The 20,765-nt window shown below is 34.7% G+C and carries 19 protein-coding genes and 1 pseudogene; 11 read left to right on the top strand and 9 right to left on the bottom strand.

Annotation, left to right across the window (positions count from 1 at the left end):
* Window positions 1–2 precede the first annotated feature (2 nt).
* The 3 genes from ACODSB_RS11635 to ACODSB_RS11625 form a co-directional block, all read right to left on the bottom strand.
* Window positions 3–1,058, bottom strand: a complete 1,056-nt coding sequence (locus tag ACODSB_RS11635) for an NAD(P)-dependent alcohol dehydrogenase (protein WP_180859774.1) — start codon at window positions 1,056–1,058, stop codon at window positions 3–5.
* A gap of 103 nt (window positions 1,059–1,161) precedes the next feature.
* Window positions 1,162–1,566 carry a cupin domain-containing protein gene (locus tag ACODSB_RS11630; RefSeq protein ID WP_053472227.1) on the bottom strand — a complete coding sequence of 135 codons (405 nt, stop codon included), beginning with the start codon at window positions 1,564–1,566 and terminating at the stop codon, window positions 1,162–1,164.
* 228 nt (window positions 1,567–1,794) lie between these two features.
* Window positions 1,795–2,664 carry a helix-turn-helix domain-containing protein gene (locus ACODSB_RS11625; RefSeq protein WP_256634538.1) on the bottom strand — a complete coding sequence of 290 codons (870 nt, stop codon included), beginning with the start codon at window positions 2,662–2,664 and terminating at the stop codon, window positions 1,795–1,797.
* 206 nt (window positions 2,665–2,870) lie between these two features.
* Here ACODSB_RS11625 and ACODSB_RS11620 point away from each other — a divergent pair, with 206 nt between their 5' ends.
* The 4 genes from ACODSB_RS11620 to ACODSB_RS11605 all read left to right on the top strand — a co-directional run bounded on the left by ACODSB_RS11620 (window position 2,871) and on the right by ACODSB_RS11605 (window position 4,538).
* Window positions 2,871–3,107, top strand: a complete 237-nt coding sequence (locus ACODSB_RS11620; RefSeq protein ID WP_488937168.1) for a hypothetical protein — start codon at window positions 2,871–2,873, stop codon at window positions 3,105–3,107.
* 51 nt (window positions 3,108–3,158) lie between these two features.
* The gene (locus ACODSB_RS11615) at window positions 3,159–3,458 is read left to right on the top strand and encodes a Crp/Fnr family transcriptional regulator (RefSeq protein ID WP_488937167.1); all 300 of its coding nucleotides are present in this window, start codon (window positions 3,159–3,161) and stop codon (window positions 3,456–3,458) included.
* A 101-nt stretch (window positions 3,459–3,559) separates the two neighbouring features.
* Window positions 3,560–3,958 carry a hypothetical protein gene (locus tag ACODSB_RS11610; RefSeq protein WP_488937166.1) on the top strand — a complete coding sequence of 133 codons (399 nt, stop codon included), beginning with the start codon at window positions 3,560–3,562 and terminating at the stop codon, window positions 3,956–3,958.
* Window positions 3,959–3,968: 10 nt separating this feature from the next.
* Complete coding sequence (locus ACODSB_RS11605) at window positions 3,969–4,538, top strand: hypothetical protein (RefSeq protein WP_488937165.1); 570 nt, start codon at window positions 3,969–3,971, stop codon at window positions 4,536–4,538.
* Window positions 4,539–4,686: 148 nt separating this feature from the next.
* On the opposite strand, the gene galA is transcribed toward ACODSB_RS11605, so the two are convergent.
* Complete coding sequence (gene galA / locus ACODSB_RS11600; protein ID WP_488937164.1) at window positions 4,687–7,506, bottom strand: beta-galactosidase GalA; 2,820 nt, start codon at window positions 7,504–7,506, stop codon at window positions 4,687–4,689.
* A 210-nt stretch (window positions 7,507–7,716) separates the two neighbouring features.
* On the opposite strand from galA, the gene ACODSB_RS11595 reads away from it, so the two are divergent.
* The 5 genes and pseudogenes from ACODSB_RS11595 to lpdA all read left to right on the top strand — a co-directional run bounded on the left by ACODSB_RS11595 (window position 7,717) and on the right by lpdA (window position 12,336).
* On the top strand, window positions 7,717–8,100 hold the full coding sequence (locus ACODSB_RS11595) for a hypothetical protein (RefSeq protein ID WP_053472222.1): 384 nt from the start codon (window positions 7,717–7,719) through the stop codon (window positions 8,098–8,100).
* A 15-nt stretch (window positions 8,101–8,115) separates the two neighbouring features.
* Window positions 8,116–8,982, top strand: a complete 867-nt coding sequence (locus ACODSB_RS11590) for a chromate resistance protein ChrB domain-containing protein (protein WP_488937163.1) — start codon at window positions 8,116–8,118, stop codon at window positions 8,980–8,982.
* A 59-nt stretch (window positions 8,983–9,041) separates the two neighbouring features.
* Window positions 9,042–9,542, top strand: a complete 501-nt coding sequence (locus ACODSB_RS11585) for a hypothetical protein (RefSeq protein ID WP_488937162.1) — start codon at window positions 9,042–9,044, stop codon at window positions 9,540–9,542.
* Window positions 9,543–9,556: 14 nt separating this feature from the next.
* Window positions 9,557–10,717 (top strand): annotated as a pseudogene (locus ACODSB_RS11580) (chromate transporter).
* Between the two features lie 212 nt (window positions 10,718–10,929).
* Window positions 10,930–12,336 (top strand): dihydrolipoyl dehydrogenase, encoded by a 1,407-nt coding sequence (gene lpdA, locus ACODSB_RS11575; protein WP_488937161.1) that lies wholly within the window; start codon window positions 10,930–10,932, stop codon window positions 12,334–12,336.
* 587 nt (window positions 12,337–12,923) lie between these two features.
* Here lpdA and ACODSB_RS11570 read toward each other — a convergent pair.
* Window positions 12,924–13,415, bottom strand: coding sequence for a TlpA family protein disulfide reductase (locus tag ACODSB_RS11570; RefSeq protein WP_488937160.1), 492 nt, complete (start codon window positions 13,413–13,415; stop codon window positions 12,924–12,926).
* 375 nt (window positions 13,416–13,790) lie between these two features.
* Between ACODSB_RS11570 and ACODSB_RS11565 the strand changes: the two genes are divergently transcribed.
* On the top strand, window positions 13,791–14,093 hold the full coding sequence (locus tag ACODSB_RS11565) for an ArsR/SmtB family transcription factor (RefSeq protein ID WP_035644774.1): 303 nt from the start codon (window positions 13,791–13,793) through the stop codon (window positions 14,091–14,093).
* A 7-nt stretch (window positions 14,094–14,100) separates the two neighbouring features.
* Entirely contained in the window at window positions 14,101–15,207 is a 1,107-nt protein-coding gene (locus ACODSB_RS11560) for an NADH:flavin oxidoreductase (protein WP_488937159.1), read from the top strand.
* A gap of 245 nt (window positions 15,208–15,452) precedes the next feature.
* Here the strand turns inward: ACODSB_RS11560 and ACODSB_RS11555 are convergent, their stop codons facing one another.
* The 4 genes from ACODSB_RS11555 to ACODSB_RS11540 form a co-directional block, all read right to left on the bottom strand.
* Window positions 15,453–15,956, bottom strand: a complete 504-nt coding sequence (locus ACODSB_RS11555; RefSeq protein ID WP_488937158.1) for a hypothetical protein — start codon at window positions 15,954–15,956, stop codon at window positions 15,453–15,455.
* Window positions 15,957–16,235: 279 nt separating this feature from the next.
* The gene (locus ACODSB_RS11550) at window positions 16,236–17,375 is read right to left on the bottom strand and encodes an acyltransferase family protein (protein WP_488937157.1); all 1,140 of its coding nucleotides are present in this window, start codon (window positions 17,373–17,375) and stop codon (window positions 16,236–16,238) included.
* A 155-nt stretch (window positions 17,376–17,530) separates the two neighbouring features.
* Entirely contained in the window at window positions 17,531–18,178 is a 648-nt protein-coding gene (locus tag ACODSB_RS11545) for a DUF1349 domain-containing protein (protein WP_488937156.1), read from the bottom strand.
* Window positions 18,179–18,357: 179 nt separating this feature from the next.
* Complete coding sequence (locus tag ACODSB_RS11540) at window positions 18,358–20,574, bottom strand: glycoside hydrolase family 3 C-terminal domain-containing protein (RefSeq protein WP_488937155.1); 2,217 nt, start codon at window positions 20,572–20,574, stop codon at window positions 18,358–18,360.
* Window positions 20,575–20,765: the final 191 nt, after the last annotated feature.

Raw genomic sequence — 20,765 nt, 5'->3', positions numbered from 1 at the left:
CCTTATTTTAAAGAAGCCATATCAATTACAAAACGATATTTGATATCTCCTTTTAATAATCTTTCGTAAGCGTTGTTTACGTCATTTACGCCAATTACTTCAATATCAGCTGTAATATTGTGTTCTGCGCAAAAGTCTAACATTTCCTGAGTTTCGGCAATTCCGCCAATAGCAGATCCTGCAAAACTTCTTCTACCTAATATAAGACTGAATGATGTTACAGGAAGCGGATCCATTGGTGCTCCAACTAAAGTCAATGTTCCGTCTACTTTTAATAAATTTAGATAGGAATCGATACTATGTTCAGCAGAAACGCAGTCTAAAATAAAATTCAGGCTTTTTGCATGTTTAGCCATTTGTTCAGGATCTGTAGATAAAACTACTTCATCTGCACCTAAACGTTTTGCATCTTCTGTTTTAGATAAATTAGTTGTAAATACAACAACATGAGCGCCCATAGCTTTTGCTAATTTGATTCCCATGTGGCCTAAACCACCAATACCAACAATTCCAACTTTTTGACCAGGACCAACATTCCAGTGTTTTAAAGGAGAATAAGTTGTGATTCCGGCACATAATAAAGGTGCAACTCCGGCAAGATCTAATTTATCTGAAATGTGCAGTACAAAACTTTCATCAACTACAATACTTTGAGAATAACCTCCAAAAGTCTGGATTCCGCCTAAATGTTTGTCCGGAGAATTGAACGTTAAAATACTTCCCTCATCACAATATTGTTCTAAATCGTTTTTACAATTGTCACATTCTCTGCACGAATCAACCATACAACCTACTCCGGCAAGTTCTCCAACTTTGAAATTTTTAACGTGATCACCTACTTTTACAATTCGGCCTACGATTTCATGTCCGGGAACAATTGGATAAATAGTTCCGTGCCATTCGTTTCTTGCTGAGTGTAAATCAGAGTGGCAGATTCCGCAATACAAAATTTCAATTTCAACATCGTGTGCCTGTACCGCACGGCGCTGAATGTCTAAGGTTTTTAATGGCGCTTCGGCAGCTTCAGTACCAAAGGCTTTTATGTTTTTTGTTTCCATATAGTTTGTTTTTTGTTTGAAGTTTGGTTTGTTTAAAGTTTTCTTTGTTTCAGGTTTCAAGTTTCAAGTTTTAGAAAACTTAGTCCCTTAGCATCTTAGAAACTTAGTGACTCAAAACGAAATACTCTCCATCGGTTACTTTTTCTAACCATGTTCCGTGGCCTTTATCAATTTCTGTGATAATGGCAACATAAGAGAACTTGTCAAACGGAGTTGCTCCATACCAGTGTTCTACTCCCGGCAGAATCGTAACTACTTCATCTTTAAGAAGTATACGAACTGCGCTTCCTCTTTCCTGGTAATAACCTACTCCATTCTTTGCAATAAGCATGTGCAGACTCGCATTACTGTGCCAGTTGCTTCTTGCGCAAGGTTCAAAAGTAACTTCCTTAATAACAGTATTTTCAGGATGAATATCACTGCTTTGCTTCTTGTACGAAACGTCGCCCGTCATATATGCACTAGGGACTTTTCCTTCTTCGATAACGGCTGAATAATTTGTTGACATAAATTTAGTTATTTTTTTGAGATTGACTTTATTTAAAACTACTTATATTATTCATTATCAGAATTATAAACTAAATTTAGAAAGCTAGGATCCGCTTTATGAAGTATTTATTTAGTTTGCTGAAAACTGATAACTTATTTAGTATCGTAATTTCAAAGGCAAAATTAGGAAAGGAATACTTTCCGGAAATAACAATATTCAAACAAAAAATTATGAAATTGAAACAATTTACATTCTTAACGATTTTGGAACCGTTCCTGTAAGTCTTTTAAAATAATTATTAAAATAACTCGGATATTCAAATCCAAGCGAATAACCAATATCCGAAATACTCCAGTCAGTATGCTGTAACAAAGCTTTTGCTTCATTGATAACTCTTTCTGTAATATGCGCCGTTGTTGGTTTTCCTGTAACTTCTTTTACTGAACGATTTAAGTGGTTTACGTGTACAGCAAGACTTTGTGCATAATCCTGTGGCGTTTTTAAAGCCAGCGGTTCGTTTTTAGTTTCGATTGGAAACTGTCTTTCTAATAATTCTAAAAATAAAGACGTAATTCTCGCAGATGCATTTCTATGTTTAAAGAAATTATCCGACGGCTGCATTTTCATCGATTCATGAATAATCAAGTTCACATAACTGCGCATTAAATCGTCTTTAAAAACATAATCGGTTTCATATTCCTGAATCATCTTTTGAAACAATGAATCTATAAAAACCTTTTGTTCAGCATTTAAAGAAAAAATTGGCGTTCCTCCTATTTTAAATAAAGGCGATTCGTGAAGTGTTTCTGAACGGTCTTTTGCTCTCAAAAATTCTTCTGTAAAAACGCAGGCATAACCTTCATAACCTTCAGAAACGGTTTCCCATGAATATGGAATAATTGGATTACCGAAAAACAAAATAGTTCCGTCGGTTTCTATTCCGCGGTCAGCATATTGTATGATACTTTTACTCGTATTGATGCAGATTTTATAAAAATCCCTGCGGCTGTAAACGGGAATTTTACTTAAATCTCCGTTGATCTGATATACCTTAAAGCCCTTCAGCTTTAAATCTGAAGTAAAATCGCAATTCTGAGTTTCTGATTGATTATTCATTTTGCAAAGTTATGAAAATCAAATATAAAAATAAAAACAAGTTCCAATATTTCAAATTACAAATTCCAATTTTCAGGCTTGATTATCTTTATCTGCGTATAAAAATTTCACAAAGGTTTATAACTTCATGCATTGAATTTATTTTTTGAGGTTTGGAATTTGGAATTTGAAATATTGGAACTTATTTTTATTTTATCTTTGTTTTCATGAAGGATTTACTGCCCGTTATAGACTACGTTTCAAGATATGTTGATTTGACAGATGATGAAAAAAAGCATCTGGCTACTTTTTTGAAAATTACCAAAGTAAAGAAAAGGCAATTTATTGTACAGCCAGGATTTGTATGTAAACACAAAAGCTATGTTGTAAAAGGTGCTTTTAGAGGTTATTTAGTGGATAACGAAGGAAAAGAACACACTTTATCATTTGCGATTGAAGATTAGTGGATTTCTGATTACAGCAGTTTAATTTATCAGGAACCTGCTACTCTGTTTGTGGAAGCATTGGAAGATTCCGTTTTGATTCAAATTGAATATGAAGACGAACAAAAATTTCTACGCGAAATTCCCAAACTTGAAAAATTCGAACGTATTATAACACAACGTTCACTTGCTTTTCAGCAAAAAAGACTTTTATCAAATTTCACCAAAACCGCCGAAGAACGTTATGACGAATTCATAAGCAAATATGCCGAAATTGCTAAACGTGTTCCGCAATATGCTTTGGCTTCTTATCTTGGTTTTAGCACCGAGTATTTGAGCAAAATACGCAATCGGAAAACCTCAAAAAGTTAAACTAGTTTAACCGAATTTCCTAAACCAGTTCATTTTTATTTTTCTTGTTCTGTCCCAGATTTGCATTGTCAATAGGGACAAATAATTTCAATTCAATAAAAATGAAAAATACTATTTTAATTACCGCTTTTTCGATTCTTTTTGCTGCTTGCGACAGCGAAAAGAAATCTGCTTCAATTCCTGTTTCTCTTCAAAGTAAATATACTGTAACAGATATTGGTCTTTATCCGGAAGGAATTGATTATGATTCTAAAAATGAAAAATTCTTATTTAGTTCGTTGTATAAAGGTGCCGTTTATGCAATGAACTCAAAAGGCGAAACAGCCGTTTTTGCTACAAGCAATAAACTAGTTTTACCAACAGGAATTTATACGGATGAAGTCCGAAACCGATTAATTGTGGCAAACGCCGATTTGGGAATTTCACAAAAAAGTACTGCTACAAGCGCCGGAACGATTGCTACAGTAAGTATTTTTAACCTTACTTCGGGCGCATATTAAGGAAATTGATTTGAAAAATTTCACTCCAAATGCCGGATCGTGCCTTAATGATATTGCGGTAGATACTGACGGAAATATTTATATTACTGATTCTTTTTCTCCGAACATCTATAAAATTGATACCAGTTTTACAGCATCATTATTTGTTACGAATACTTTATTTCAGCCTGCTCCCAATCAGTTTGGTTTAAACGGAATTGTTTTTCATCCTGATGGTTATTTGCTGGCTGTAAAAACAGATGATTCTAAATTGTTTAAAATCTCTATTGCTAATCCTTCCATTATTACTGAAGTTACAGGAGCAGCTTTCAGCGCGCCTGACGGAATAGAATTAGACAAAAACAATAATCTTGTTGTGGTTGAAAACGGGTTGGCTTTAGGTAAAACTTATACTTTTTCGAGCAGTAATAACTGGAAAAGTGCTTCAAAAATTAGTGAAACTGCTATTGGTAAAGAAGATTTCCCAACGACTGCGGCCTTGGCTTCAGATGGAAATGTTTATGTGATAAGTTCTAAATTAGGCAAATTGTTGGGTGGAGATAAAACGCAGTCTTCTTATGATATTCAGAGAATAAAATAGTTTTTTTTAACCGCAAAGAGCGCTAAGATTTCGCAAAGCACGCAAAGAAAATAAAACTTTGCGCCTTTGCGACTTTGCGAGATTCTTTCATTCCAGCTAAAAAAAACTTAGCGAACTTTGCGTAAACCTTTGCGCCTTTGCGGTTAAACTAATTTTTCAAGTTGCCTGTTCGTAATCCTTTCGCGGAAGCAGATAAAATTACTTCTTTAGCATTTTCCTCTTTTTGAATTATGATTTGTGTATAACCATTAAAAAGTTTTCTTTTCCAAGGTTCAGATGGTGTTACAACCTGAATAATTCCGGGATCTGTATTCATTACGTCCCAGTCTTTTATTTTTTGAAGCGGCGTTGCAACGATATGAATTGTGTTTTTGCCTTCTTTTAGTATTTTCGAATCCAAAATATACTTTTGAGAATCTTCTACACTTGCATCTACTTTATTTCCATTGATAAAAACCACAGTTTCAACTCCGATTTTCTTGTAAAAGAAACTCACAATATTTGATGCCAAATTGTTTTTTAACTCAAAATCACCTTTATAAAAATAAGATAGCGCCTGGTTTTTATAATCTCTGTCTTTAAAAGCTGTTTTCCAATCGTTTTCAGGATAATTTTGTAATTCTTGAGGCAAAGTAGCCGTTAATCCTTTTTGTTCCTGAAAATTAGTTATTTGAACTAGCGAAATAGCATCCAGAAACTGATCTTTTTCTAAAGAAGTTGGATCGCCGTTTCCTACTCCCAAAATCTTTCCGCCTTTTATAGAAAAGGTAATTTCATCATTTGAAGTTGGAACATGCAGACCGTTTTTATCTGTAACCTCAACTGTGGCAACCGTAACTTTTGAATTTGGTACATTTTCTTTATCTACAGAAAGTTTAATATTTTCAGCTTTTCCGGTTGTTTTTTGAATATCAGAAAGTATTCTTTTTCCGTTTTTATATCCAATGGCTTCCAGAGTTCCCGGCGCATAATTTACTTTCCATTCTAAATGGCTGTTTTGTTCCATTTTCTTTTTGCCGAGACTTTTTTTGTTCAGGAAAAGTTCTACTTCATCGCAATTAGAATGTACCCAGACATCAATTTCTTTTCCTTCCATTCCACTCCAGTTCCAATGCGGCATAATGTGCAGAACAGGCTCCGTTCCCCACCACGATTTCAAATAAAACACATTGTCTTTCGGGAAACCGCAAACATCCATCATTCCGAAATATGAAGTTACCGACGGCCAGCCGTAAGGCGTCGGTTCTCCGCGATAATCAAAACCTGTCCAAATGAACATTCCGGCTAAATAAGGTCTTTCTGCATAAAACTTCCAGCCTTCTTCAATACTGTAAAAACTTGGGCGGGGTTTTTTATCGTAAGCACTTTGATAATGTTTGGCATCATCAGTAAAATAAATGCCACGTGTTGCAAAAGTCGAACCTTCCTCCGTTCCCATTCCCGGTTGGTTTTTAAACTGATTTCGGTGTGCATCGATATCTCCGTTTCCAAGATAATTATAACCCATAATTTCAACAACAGACGAAATTCCGCTTTTAAATCCGCTGCTAATTCCAACCGTTACAGGTCTTGTTGGGTCAATGGTTTTAGCAAAATTCTGCATCACATTCGTAATACGTTCCCCAACAATATTGCCTTCAATATTCCACTCTTCATTTCCTACCGACCAGCAAAAAATACTCGGATGATTACGGTCACGCTCCATCATTCGCTTTAAATCATTCAAATGATAATCGTTAATTCCCATCAAACGCGTTTCATCAATTACAAGCACTCCCAATTCATCACAAGCTTTCAGTAATTCGGGCGTTGGCGGATGATGTGAGCAACGATAAGCATTCGAACCCATTTCTTTCAGTTTTTTAATTCGATAATACTGAATTTCATCTGGCAATGCCGTTCCAATTCCCGCATGATCCTGATGATTATTGGTTCCTTTTAGTTTTAAAGGTTTTCCGTTAAGAAAAAAACCGTTTTCCGGATCAAACTCAATCGTTCGAATTCCAAAAGTAGTTTCATAACTATCAATTGTTTTTCCGTTTTGCTTAATCTGTGTTACCAAACGATATAAATTCGGCGATTCAATACTCCACAAAAATGGATTTTCTACATATAATTTTGAACTATGCGTACTCGTTTTGTAAAATTCGGGAGCTACTATATTTTCAGAAAAATTGGCAGCTTGTTGATTTTGAAGATCAAAAACAGTCTGAACAATTTCAATCGATCCTTTATAATTTCCTTTATTTTCAATCGTAACATCGGCAATAACATCAGCTCCGTTATTTTTAAGTTGAGAAGTTACATAAGTTCCGTTTGATGCAACATGAACCGGATTTGTTTTCTGCAGATAAACATGTCTGTAAATCCCCGCACCTTCATAAAACCAGCCTTCTTCCATTGATGTATCGGCACGAACAACGATTGTATTTTCTCCTCCATAATTTACATAAGCCGTTACATCATATTCAAATCCGTTATAACCGCTTTGTTCTGTTCCGAGATAATATCCGTTAAAAAATACTTTTGAATTTCTAAAAACACCGTCAAATTTTAGACTGATAATTTTACCATTATCAGTTTCCGGAATATTGATTTTTTTTCGGTACCAGCCAATACTTTTCTCCGGAAAGCCTTTTCCTGCGGTTTTAAATCCGTGGCTGAAACTTCCTTTTTCACTAAACTCCTGTTCAACAGCCCAATCGTGAGGTAAATCTAACTTTCGCCAGGCACGGTCATCAAAATCTTTTGCCGCCGGGCCATCGCCAAATCCGGTTTTGGTTAAGTATGAAAAATAACCCGTTGCATGCCCAAAATCTTTTTCTGTATCGTATAAATGACCCAACGAAAAACGCCAGTCTTTATCGATTAAAGTAAATTCTCTTTCTGATTTATTTTGGGCGAATGTCAAACAAGAAATCAAAAAACTGACAGACAGAAAAATTCTTTTTAAGGAAACAATTTTCATAAAACTTGGTTTGGTAAAGTTAGAACGATAAAATTAGGGCATAAAAAGGACTTAACTTAATAGTATTTTATCAAAATATATGCAATAAGATCTGATAATCTGTTTGAAAATGGTGCTTAAAAAATTTAGAATCATTCTATTGGCTATACTTTTTTAAATAACTCTGATTTGATGTAATTTTATATAAAAATTTAAAAAACAGAGATTACTATGAGTGTTATTAAAGATGAAAAAAAGCTTCTTAGCACCATTAAACGTATCGATGAAAAGATCGATAAGAATAATGATCAAAAGATATTGGCCTTTTTTGAATCTCTTGGATTAACTGAAAGAGATGATGTTCCCCAAAATTTTCTGGATTGGGATACGATTCTTATTGTCGTTCCCGACCGCCACATTTCGCATGAATTAAAATATTATAAATATTCCATATCAAGGCTTTTCTTTGTAACTAATCCTTATGCTGATCAAATTCATATTTATGATTTTGACCAATGGAAAAGTGTAACCCGAAACAAAACCCAATTTCAAATTAGAGAATTGATGAAAACGAGTTTTGGCGGTGTAAAGAAAACTTCGAATGAAAACGATTAATTTTAAACTTGCCAAATGAAATGGATCACCCGTGAAAGGCCTAAAATTGATAGAATTGCCTGTCCGTGGCTGATCAAAAATTTTGTTGATGCCGATGCCGAATTTATTTATGTTCCGTTTAGTGAAGTTGCAGCGAAAGCGAAAGAATTAGATGCGATTCCGTTTGATATTCCAAATGTAGAATTTACGCATTATAATGAAGAATGTACTTTTGATTACATTATAAAAAAATATCAAATTGCTGATCCAGCGGTTTTAATTATGGCAAAAATTGTTCGCGGCGCCGATACCGACCGTCACGATCTTGCTAAAGAAGCCGCCGGACTCTGGGCAATTTCTGCCGGACTTTCGCATAATATTACAAACGATGCCGAATTATTAGAAACGGGATTAAAACTCTACGACGCCTTATACAGCTGGGCAAAACATTTGTACAAGCAAAATCATTTGCAAAACAGCCCGTTTGAAAGTTTACTTCACGAAGTTTACAATAAGCTTTTGATTGAGAAAAAAAGCAGTCAAAAAACACCTTTATGGGTTAAGGAATTAAAGAACATCATTCAGGATCAAATTGATGCGCAGTTTACTTTTGATTTAAAGAAAATCTCTAATGATTTAGAATTAAACCCTTCTTATTTATCAAGGGAGTTTTCTAAATATTTTGAAGATTTAAATTTTGGCGAATATGTTCGAAAACTTCGAATTGAAAAAGCGATAAACTTAATTCAGAATTCTACTTATACTTTAACCGAAATTGCTTACATGACAGGGTTTTCAGATCAAAGTCATTTTACCAGAATTTTTAAACTCCAAACAGGAAAAAATCCTTCTTCTTATAGAAAAAATACGCTAAAAAGTAATCCAGATACAAAAGGTAAATAGCATTCTATTTTTTAATTTACATTGTCGATAGTTTTGTTTCTTAATTAACAAAACTAATCATGATTTCATTTAAACACATTTTCATAATCGCTTTATTTACTTTCAGTTTCAATGCATTTTCTCAAACTACTTATCCAAAAATTACAGGATATTTTGGGATAATGCATCCTATTGCCACTTTTAGCAGTGAACAAACGAGTGTAAATTTTAGAGATTATTATGCCGTTGGTTTTCCTACCGGAATCAATATTTGGAAGAGCCAGAAAATAGGTTTTTCTTTTGAAGTTGTTCCTAATATCAGAGTTCAGGGAAACAGTGATAAAGTGACTAATTTATTATTTCATCCCGGTGTTTTAGTGGCTCTTGGTAACGGTTATACTTTTGCCGGAAGAGCAGCTTTTGAAAGCAGCGGCAGATATGGTATAACTCCCGTACTTAATAAAACGGTTATAAAAAGTGATAATTGCAGTTATTATGTGGCGCTTCCGCTTCCCGTTCGTTTTGGTAATGATCATCCTGCCTTTTTTACGGTTGGCTTTCAATTTGGAATTGCTTTTTAAAAATATCGGTATCAATGACAACTTCAAAATATTCATTAAGAGAATTAACTTTATACTTTCTAAAACTAGGAACAATAGGTTTTGGAGGGCCGGTTGCGCTTGTGGGATATATGCATAAAGATTTAGTCGAAAATCGCAAATGGATTTCTGAATAAGAATACAAACAGGGTTTGGCTTTAGCCCAATTAGCCCCCGGCCCATTGGCAGCTCAATTAGGAATATATTTAGGTTTTGTGCATTATAGACTAATAGGAGCCACTTTAATTGGGTTTGCATTTATTTTACCTTCCTTTATTATGGTTGTCCTTTTAGGAATTATATATAAATTATATGGAGGGCTTCCCTGGATTCAAGCTGTATTTTATGGTGTTGGCGCAGCCGTTATCGGGCTTATAGTCGTCAGTTCGTATAAACTTACTGTAAAATCTATTGGTAAATTTAATATAGAGTCTTTTAGGACAAACTGGTTATTATGGCTGTTTTTTATTATTACTTTTAGTATAACATTTATAATGCGGCAAGAACCGGTTTTGTTATTTATTGCCGCAGGATTTTTATATATGATCATTAAGTCACCTCCTAAATGGTGGAACTCAAGATCTATAACTTCAATATTATTTCTACAAGTTCCTTTGTGGAATTATGAAAGCAGAACGTTAATAAAAATTGCTATTTTCTTTGCCGAGGCAGGAACATTTGTATTTGGAAGCGGGTTAGCCATTGTACCTTTTTTACATTCGGGCGTTGTAATTGAAAATCATTGGTTAACAGAACAGCAATTTTTAGATTCTGTTGCTGTAGCAATGATAACACCCGGCCCGGTGGTAATTACTGTAGGATTCATTGGCTATTTAGTCGACGGTTTTTTGGGTGCTCTGGTTGCGGCCTTAGCGACATTTTTACCTTGTTATATATTTACTGTAGCTATGGCTCCTTATTTTCATAAAATTGCAGGAAATAAATCAGTTAAATCATTTGTTGATGGAATTACAGCAGCAGTTATTGGTGCTTTGGCAGGCTCAGTTCTTGTAATAGCTTCCCAAACTATAATTGATATCCCAACAACTTTTATCGCTCTTATAACAATTGTTACTTTGTTTCGCATCAAAAATTTACCCGAACCTTATATAATAATTATTGCCGCTTTATTTGGCTTATTTATTAAACTTATATAACCCGTTCGTTTTGCAATGCATCCTGTCTCTTTTACAGCTGGTTTTCAATTTGGGATTACTTTTTAAATATCATGAATTCAACTTTTTAAATAACGAAATACAGTAAATTCTTTTCCAGAATACATTTTTAATTATTAAATTCAACAACTTAAATAAAGGCATATTGATTGCTTTAACTAAAATGTTCTTTTAATTATTTAAAAAACTCATTTATGGAAACAAAATTTGATATTGTTGTTATTGGTTCAGGTCCGGGCGGTTATGCATCGGCAATTCGCTGTTCGCAATTAGGTTACAAAACTGCTCTTGTAGAAAAATATAAAGCCCTTGGCGGAACCTGCACAAATGTTGGCTGCATCCCCACAAAAGCATTACTGGACAGTACGGAACATTATCATACTGCCGAAACCAAATTTGCAACACACGGAATCCTAACCGGAAAATTGAGTTTAGATTTCAAGCAGTTAATTAAAAGAAAAGGCGAAGTTGTAGAACAGAATATTGCCGGACTTAATTTTTTAATGAAGAAAAACAAAATCGAGGTTTTTGAAGGAATTGGTTCTTTTTTGAATAATTCTGAAATCAGCGTAAAACACAACGATGGCAATTCTACTAAAATTACTTCGACTTATTTTATTATTGCAACAGGTTCAAAACCAGCTACAATTCCCGGAGTTGAAATCGATAAAGAAAGAATTATAACTTCAACTGAAGCTCTTTCATTGCCAGAAAAACCGAAAAGCATTGTCATTATTGGCGGGGGCGTAATTGGTGTAGAAATGGCTTCTATTTATGCCAGAATTGGCGTTGAGATTACAATAATAGAATATTTTGACAGCCTGATTCCAACAATGGATAAAGATCTTGGAAAAGAACTTAAAAAGATATTTACTAAACAGAATATCAAGATTTTATTGAGTCACAAAGTACAATCGGCTAAAAATAACGGCAAGAATGCAACGGTTAGTTTTTTGGATGCCTCCAATAATCCACAGGAAATTACCGCCGATTATTGTTTAGTTGCCGTTGGAAGAAAACCGTATACAGAAGGTTTAGGTTTAGAAAATACCAATATCGAAGTCGACTCAAAAGGCCGAATTGTTACAAACGAAAAACTACAAACAAAAGCCGAAAATATTTATGCTATTGGCGATGTTGTGGCCGGAGCAATGCTTGCACACAAAGCCGAAGAAGAAGGGATTTTTGTTGCCGAAACTATAAACGGGCAAAAACCGCATATCAATTACAAGTTAATACCGGGCGTTGTTTATACTTGGCCAGAAGTGGCTTCCGTTGGCTATACCGAAGAAGAACTAAAAGAGAAAGGTATTGAATATCGCGTTGGAAAATTTCCGTTCTCAGCCAGCGCACGAGCGAGAGCCGCGATGGAAAAAGATGGTTTTTCTAAAATCTTATCTGATCCAAAATACGGAGAACTTTTAGGAATGCATGTCATTGGCCCGCGAGCCGCAGATTTAATTGCTCAAGGCGTTATCGGAATGGAATATGAAGTTACAGACGAAGATATGTTCAGAATTTCATACGCTCACCCAACCTATTCTGAAACTTTAAAAGAAGCGTATATGATTGCTTCCGGACAGGGAGCTATTAATATTTAAGTTTTTTGTTTCAGGTTTTCTTTGTTTCAGGTTTCAAGTTTTTTCAGCGCTTAATCTTTGTCAAAGTTTGGAACTTTGACAAAGATCTGTATTCTATTTTTTATCTCATTTAATTTCAAAAATCCTGATAAATTTTTGCTCTAATTTTTTCCTCTTTCTTTCCTCTTTCCATCTTGAATAGAAAATAACAATAAGAAGAAACAAGCTCACAATTGTAGTAGCTCGCCTAAGACCTCTTCCGAAGAAAAGAAAAAATACATTAATAAATATTAAAAAAACTACTGGAGAGAATTTCGTCCAAAACAACTGAAATTTGCTATTTTCTTCAACGACGTAATTCACATTAACCCTATTATCAATATTCTTGTAATTTCCTCTCACAATAAAAATTGTGGGAGATGTCGCTGAATTTATAGTTAACCGAAAACTTTTATCATCAAAAAGTCCGTAAAAAGGTTTTGCTCCGCCAAATAAAGGAAATATCCTAAAGTGACTTAAGTTCACTTTTAAAGAACCAATTTCGATATTATTTTGCAATCTCGTACGGAAGTCTGATAAAGAAAGATTTGATTCCTTTTGATTAGTCATCACGGCGCCAACAAACCATTAACCATATCTTCTAAAGCTTTTCCATGAATATTTTTAGCCAGAATAATTCCGTTTTTATCAATTAAAAAATTCAAAGGAACAGACTGAAGCATATAATCTCCAATAACCGGAGATTTCCAGTATTTTAAATCGCTTACTTGTATCCAAGGCAGTTTTCCTTTTGCAATTGCTCCTAACCATAAAGGCTTTTTAGTATCCATAGAAACGCTGTAAATTGAAAATTTATCTGGATAGGCGTTGTATAATTTTAATAAAGTCGGCTGTTCTTTAATACATGGCCCGCACCAGGAAGCCCAAAAGTCAACTAAAGTTAATGAACCTCTTAAAGACGAAAGTACCACATTGTTTCCTTTGGTATCAGGAAGATCTATTTCTGGTGCTATATCGCCAATATCAGTACCTACAACCTGAGCTTTTGAACTGGTTATTACACAACATAAGAATGCTAAAATAAGTAAAGTTTTTTTCATAGTTTATTAAGTTTAATTTGTTTTGGGGAACGTTTTTTAATCTCGCAAAGTCGCAGAGTCGCAAAGTTTTTTTAGTCTTTTCTATGAATTGCCTCCAGCTTTAGCTGGAGGTTTATAAAAATTAGCTTGGAAAGGCTTTAGCCAAAAATATAAAGTTTGGCTAAAGCCCTTTTCTCACCTTTCTTATTATCTCCAGCTAAAGCTGGAGGCAATTGAAAAAAAATTTTGCGACTCTACGACTTTGCGAGATTAATACGCAAGCAAATATAATTTTTCTTTCCTAAATTCTCCATCATTTCTCCTCCTCCATCATAAAATTTTCCTAAATAATTTTATTCAAATAGATATATCGGGAAAAGTCGATATATTTGCATCATGGAAAATATAGAACTTTTTAAGGCACTCTCTAACAAGTCCAGATTACAAATGCTGGAATGGCTTAAGGAACCCGAAATAAACTTTCCCAGTCAGCTGGAACATGGCGGATTTGAACACGGAGTCTGCGTGGGACAAATTCAGGCCAAAGCCGGTTTGACACAATCTACAGTATCTGAATACCTGTCTATTTTACAACGCGCCGGTTTCATCGAAGCCAAACGTGTTGGACAATGGACTTACTATAAACGCAACGAAGGTGCCTTTGAAGCACTCAGTAAATTAATTCAATCTAATTTGTAAATTACTTATGAGTACAAACAACCTGTTTTCGCCGTTTAACTTAAAATCGTTAAACCTTAAAAACCGAATCGTAATGGCGCCAATGACGCGCTCTTTTTCTCCAAACGGAGTTCCAACTGATGATGTAGCTGCTTACTACCAAAAAAGAGCTGAAGGTGAAGTTGGTTTAATATTATCTGAAGGAACTGTAATCAACAGACCTTCTTCATCAAATGATGCTAATGTGCCGCATTTTCACGGTGAAGCATCTTTAAACGGATGGAAAAAAGTTATTGATGGAGTTCACGCTGCAGGCGGAAAAATGGGCCCGCAGATTTGGCATATGGGAATTATGGATAACCACCATTCAGGATGGGTTCCGCCAGTTCCTTTTGAAGGTCCTTCCGGATTAAATCGTCCTGATTTTAGAAATGGTGTTACCATGACTGAAAAAGATATTGAAGACACTATTCTTGCTTTTGGACAAGCTGCTGCTGATGCCAAAAGATTAGGTTTTGATACTATCGAAATTCACGGTGCACACGGTTATTTAATTGACCAGTTTTTTAGAGCTGAAACAAATTTACGTGAAGACATTTTCGGTGGAAAAACTTTACCGGAACGTAATCGTTTTGCTATTGAAGTGATTAAAGAAGTTAGAAAACAAGTGGGTAACGATTTTGCTGTAATCATGCGTTTTTCTCAATTTAAACCTTCTGATTACAATTATAAACTGGCAAAAAATCCGCAGGAATTAGAAGCTTGGCTTACTCCTCTTGTTGATGCCGGAGTAGATATTATACACGCTTCACAACGTCGTTTCTGGGAACCAGAGTTTGAAGATTCTGATTTGAATTTTGCAGGCTGGGCTAAAAAAGTTACCGGAGCTCCAACTATTACAGTTGGTTCTGTTGGTCTTTCCGGAGATTTCTTTGGTGCTTTTGCCGGAGAAAGTTCTCAGCCGACTTCTTTAGAAGAATTAAACAGACGTTTCGACAGAGGTGATTTTGATTTGGTTGCCGTTGGAAGACCTTTACTATCTGACCCAAATTGGACTGCTAAAATTAAAGCCGGAAAAACAGACCAGTTAAAAGGTTTCAGTAAAGAAGCTTTAGGAGCGTTAGTTTTAGAATAAATCTTAAAGATGGCCCACTGGTTTAACAGATTTTACTGGTTTACGCTGGTTTTAATTGTTTTAATCTTTTAATCTGTGGCACAAATAATACAACAGGGATGAGACTATTAAATTTTATCCCTGTTTTTTTTTACGAAACGTATATCCGTAGAGACGCACAGCAGTGCGTCTACGCAACGTTATGTAATCAAATATAATTACAAAATATAAAGGGATGAAACTATAAAATTTATTCCTTTTTATTTTTATAGATCATCATCGCTATCAGAATTAAAATAATCGTTTGGATTAAAGGGAATATCATCATCCGGATCTTTATCATGGGCATTTACGCCCGGCGGATTAAATAGTCCCCAGCTGTCTTTTATGTAATTCCAAACATCAAAACTCGCAACCCAATCAATAAATAGCAAACGAAATTCTTCAATGGTATTTCTTAATAAAGAAATATAATCCATATCTTTTATCCCCTCTTCATATCGTAAACTCCCGGCCTGAACATATAATTCTCGAGCAGCTTTTCTAATAATCGCTGCATTTTCCATACGAAGATCATATAAATCTCCTCCTTCTGCTCCTGCAATTTTTACTGGAATAAGCATAGCATTTTCTAACATAAAACGAACCACAGTTTCCTGTAAATATTCATTATCCGCAGGAACAATATAGACTAATCCTTGTGTTAATTTAAAAATTTGTTCTGCCTTTTGGTATATTGGCATTTTCTCGGTTTCATCTGGCTCTAACATTTCTTAGATATTTTTTATCAATACAAATATATTACAATAAAATCTTACAATATAATTTTATAACATCTGTATATAATACAAAATAAAATCATTTTAATCCTTTTAATCTGTGGCAAAAAAAAGCACTGCTGTGCGTCTCTACATAAAAACAAAAAAATAAAGGGATGAAAACATGAAATTTCATCCCTTTTTTGAATATCTATAACTAACAAAATTAGAAATTCAAGATTTTATATACGTTGCGTAGATGCACTGCAGTGCATTTCTACCTTTCACATTTTACGCTATTTTACGTTTTTGAAATTTATTCTGAAGCCAATTTCTAACCGGTTCATCGTATAATTTTAAACATACGAAAGCTAAAAGAATACTCGCGACCAGAAGTACAATTCCAGGGATGAATCCATCTTTCAGGGACACTTTATTATCAACAACCCAAGCGGTATACCAATAAATTAAAGGATAATGTGTAATGTAAATTGGATATGAAATATCACCTAAAAGTTTGCATATTTTTGCTGAGAAAGCGCTTTTAATTTGTCCGCCTGCTCCTATTGCAACAATAATTGGGAAAATTAAGATGATAACGAATGTTTCGTATAAACCATTCATCCATAACGTATCTTCATCACCAAATCTTGGCAATGCCAAAACAATTGTGATTAAAATACTGCAAACCCAAAAAGCCCCTTTTATATGGATTAATTTCCCTAAACGGGAAAGTAAAATTCCGGCAAAAAACGGATACAATAATCGGGTGAAACCAACATTCATTTGTTCCAGATTTAATGACCAGCCGCCAATTACATCACCTTTTGGACCAAAAACAGTATAGTTAATTAACAGTCCGGCAAATATCAGCACAAAAACTGATAGTACTTTATTCGAAAATCTGCGGAAAATTAGGGCGTACAAGATGTTTGCGATGTATTCGAAAAAAAGTGACCATGCCGGACCATTTAAAGGATGCATTTCACCCCAGCCTCTGATTTCCATTGAAGGCGGAATTGGTAATAAAGTGAAACCAATAATCATGGTTAAAATTACTTTCCACACTTCCATTCCTGCAATTTGTGGAAACAATATATCTGAGGCCTGAAAATAATAAAATATAGCACCAATGATCATTCCCATAATCACCATAGGCTGTAAGCGTATTAATCGGCGTTTGTAGAATTCCCATTGCGTCATTTTCCCCCAGCGATCGTCATACGCATAAGCGACAACAAACCCTGATAAAAGAAAAAAGAAATCAACGGCTAAATAACCGTGATTGATTATCTGTATAAAACGATTTCCGCCGCTAAAGGTTTCAAAAATGTGAAAAATAACAACTAAAATAGCCGCAACTCCACGCAAACCATCGAGAATCTCGTAATGTTTTTTTGGTTTTATATCAGTGTAAATAACTGTGCTCATAAAATATTTTGGTTATTATAAGGTTAGTCTAAATTTTTAATTAAACACATAGAGACATAGTTTTTGAACTTTAAAAAAGGCGTTTCACTTGTTTAAACAAACATAGCTATGCGTTAACAAATTGGAATTTGGAATTTAAAAAATTGAAAATTAATTTATTGGTGGTTTTTCAGCCACTCTAATCTTCTTTGATCCGCTAAATGTTTTACAGAGAAGTTTTCGAATTTAGCTTCAAAACCTTTTCCGTCCGGAGAAGCGGCCATTAATCCAACCATTACAGGCGTATTGTCTTGTAAAGGTGCGTTTCTGGTCATGATGTAATTTTTATCATCAAAAGAATAAAATACCTCAACGGCATCTAATCTTCTTACCGCTTTAATCCAGATAAACGGTGGTGCTTTTTCAAGAGTAGTGACGCTCCAGTCGCTTTTATCATGCGTTACAACGGTGCTGATATTGAATTTTCCGTCAACAAATTCTACTCCGGTTTTGATGTAGTTTTTTTCATCAACACGAATCATTAATCCCATTTGGTCAAAACGAGCGATATAATTTCCTGTGATTTTTACTTTGGCTTCAAATTCACCGCCGTAAGTTGCATAGTAAAAAGGCGCATCATCAACCGTGAATCCGTAGTGAGAAATTCTCCAGTAATCGCTGTTAGCCGTTACGTTCATGATTAAGGCATTGTTTTTAATTTCCCATTTTTCAGGTTCATTAAACCATTGCATTTTTTCCAGACTTTGCGCCGCAAGATTTTGCACTAAAAATAAAGCGACAGCACCAAGTACATTTTTTTTCATAGTAAATAATTTAAACAATAAAGTGTTTTATTTTTTTACCATTAAGATATTAAGTTCAAAGCTTAATTAACTTAATATCTTAATGGTAAAATTTTAAACTTAATGGTAAATCTTAAAAAGCAAAGCTGCAACTTTTTACACTTGCAGCTTTACAACCAACCAATTTAGAAATAATGAAATTATTGAAGTGAGAAGCCCACTTTAGATTTTATATCAGTTGAAGATGCCCCTACGATAGCTTCAAAAGCTCCCGGTTCAGCAACCCAGTCGTGTTTTTTATCATCGAAGAAACTTAAAGCCGTTTTATCGATTGTAAACGTTACTGTTTTTTCTTCTCCCGCTTTTAGCGAAACTTTCTCAAATCCTTTTAATTCTTTAATCGGACGAGGTAATGAAGATTTTAAATCGCTGATATAAAGCTGTACCACTTCAGAACCTTCTCTGCTTCCTGTATTTTTTACCGTAACAGAAAACGTGATTTTATCGCTGCTTGAAATTTGTTTTTTATCAGCAGTTACTTTTCCGTATGCAAAAGTCGTGTAGCTTAATCCGTGACCGAAAGAGAATAATGGTTTTATTTTTTGTTTGTCTGCCCAACGGTATCCAACAAAAATTCCTTCGTTGTATTTTACTTCATCCTTACCTGGAAATTCTCCTAAAGCGTGTGCTCCGTTATCTGATAATTTTACCGGGAAAGTGAAAGATAATTTTCCAGAAGGGTTAACATCTCCAACTAAAACCGAAGCCAAAGCATTTCCAGCTTCAGTTCCTAAAAACCATCCCTGAACAATTCCCGGAACTTCTTTTACCCACGGCATTGCAACCGCATTTCCAGAAATATTTACGTAAACTATGTTTTTATTTACTTTCGCTAATTCGCTGATTAATTTATCCTGACCATAAGAAAGCTCTAATCCGTTACGATCATGACCTTCATCATCCTGATTTGGGGCTTTATTCAAACCTCCAATAAACAATACAATATCAGCATCCTTAGCCACTTTTAAAGCCTCAGCAGTTAATTCAGCAGCAGAACGTTTTTCTTCTAAACTTACTTTTGCTACAACTCCGTTATAATTACTTGTTGGATCTCCAACATAACCACGAGCATAAACGATTTCAGCCTGATTGCCAATTCTTTTCTTTAAACCTTCAAGAGGTGTAATTTCGTAACGTGCTTTTAGAGAAGAACTTCCTCCTCCTACAGTCATCATTTTAATTGCATTTTCACCGATAACGGCAATCTTTTTAGTTTTAGAAAGATCGATTGGTAAAATGTTGTTATTGTTTTGTAATAAAACGATTCCTTCCTGAGCAATTTTTAAACCTGCTTTAGCATGTTCTTCTGTTCCAAAAGATCCAAAAGGACGGTTTCTATCCATTGTAGTCAGGAAAGCTAAACGTAAAACGCGACGTACTTTTTCGTCTAATTCTTTCGTTCCGATCTCCCCTTTTCTGATCATTTCAGAATATGGTTTTGCTAAGTAATAGTTATCATAAGCATTACTGGTTCCCCAAGAAAGTCCGTTTGTCCATGAACCAAACTCCATATCCAAACCATTATGGATAGCTTGTTTCGTATCGTTTACGCCTCCCCAGTCAGAAACTACAACACCTTTAAAGCCCCATTCTCCGCGAAGAATATCGTTTAATAAATATTCGTTGTGGCAGCATTGCTGACCTTTGTATTTGTTATAAGCACCCATAATTGCCCAAACTTCACCTTCTTGTACAGCCGCTTTAAAAGCCGGAAGATAAATTTCGTACAACGCACGATCGTCAACTACTACGTTAACAGAATTACGGTTTGTTTCCTGATTGTTTAATGCGAAGTGTTTTACACAGGCAGCAACTCCATTAGACTGCACTCCTTTAATATAAGGAACTACCATTTTTGAAGTTAAGAAGGGATCTTCTCCCATATATTCGAAGTTACGACCGTTTAAAGGGCTTCTGTAAATGTTAACTCCGGGGCCTAATAGTACGTTTTTGTTTCGGTAACGCGCTTCTTCTCCAATTGATTTTCCGTATAAAGAAGCTAATTCTTTATTCCATGTTGAAGAAAGTGCGGTTAAAGCCGGAAATGCAATACAAGAATCATTTGTCCAACCAGCCTGATCCCATTCGTCCCATTTTACTTCAGTACGAATTCCGTGTGGTCCGTCGGTCATCCAGTTTTCCGGAATTCCAAGGCGTTTTACACCAGGTGAACTAAATTTTGACTGCGCATGAATTATGGCAATTTTTTCTTCGGTTGTCATTCTTGAAAGCGCATCTTCTACACGCTCGCTAATTGGCTTTTTATCATCAAGATAAACCGGAACCTTATTTTGTGCATTCAATCCGAATGAACTCAACAAAACTAAAACAAGGATTGTTTTAACGTTTTTAAACATAACTAGTAATTTATTTAAGCATTCAATTTTTGGTATAGATACAAGTGGTCAATTGTACCTTTTAATAATATTGTAAAGCTAAAACGTTATAGTTCGTTTTGAATTTTTAAACGAAAAAAAGTAGTGAATTAAAAAATTAAAATTCTGATTATCAATTTTTTAATAAAAAATAAAGGCTAAAAAAAGTAGTG

This window comes from Flavobacterium sp. FG68 (assembly GCF_057808895.1).
This window is presented reverse-complemented; position numbering and strand designations above follow the sequence as displayed.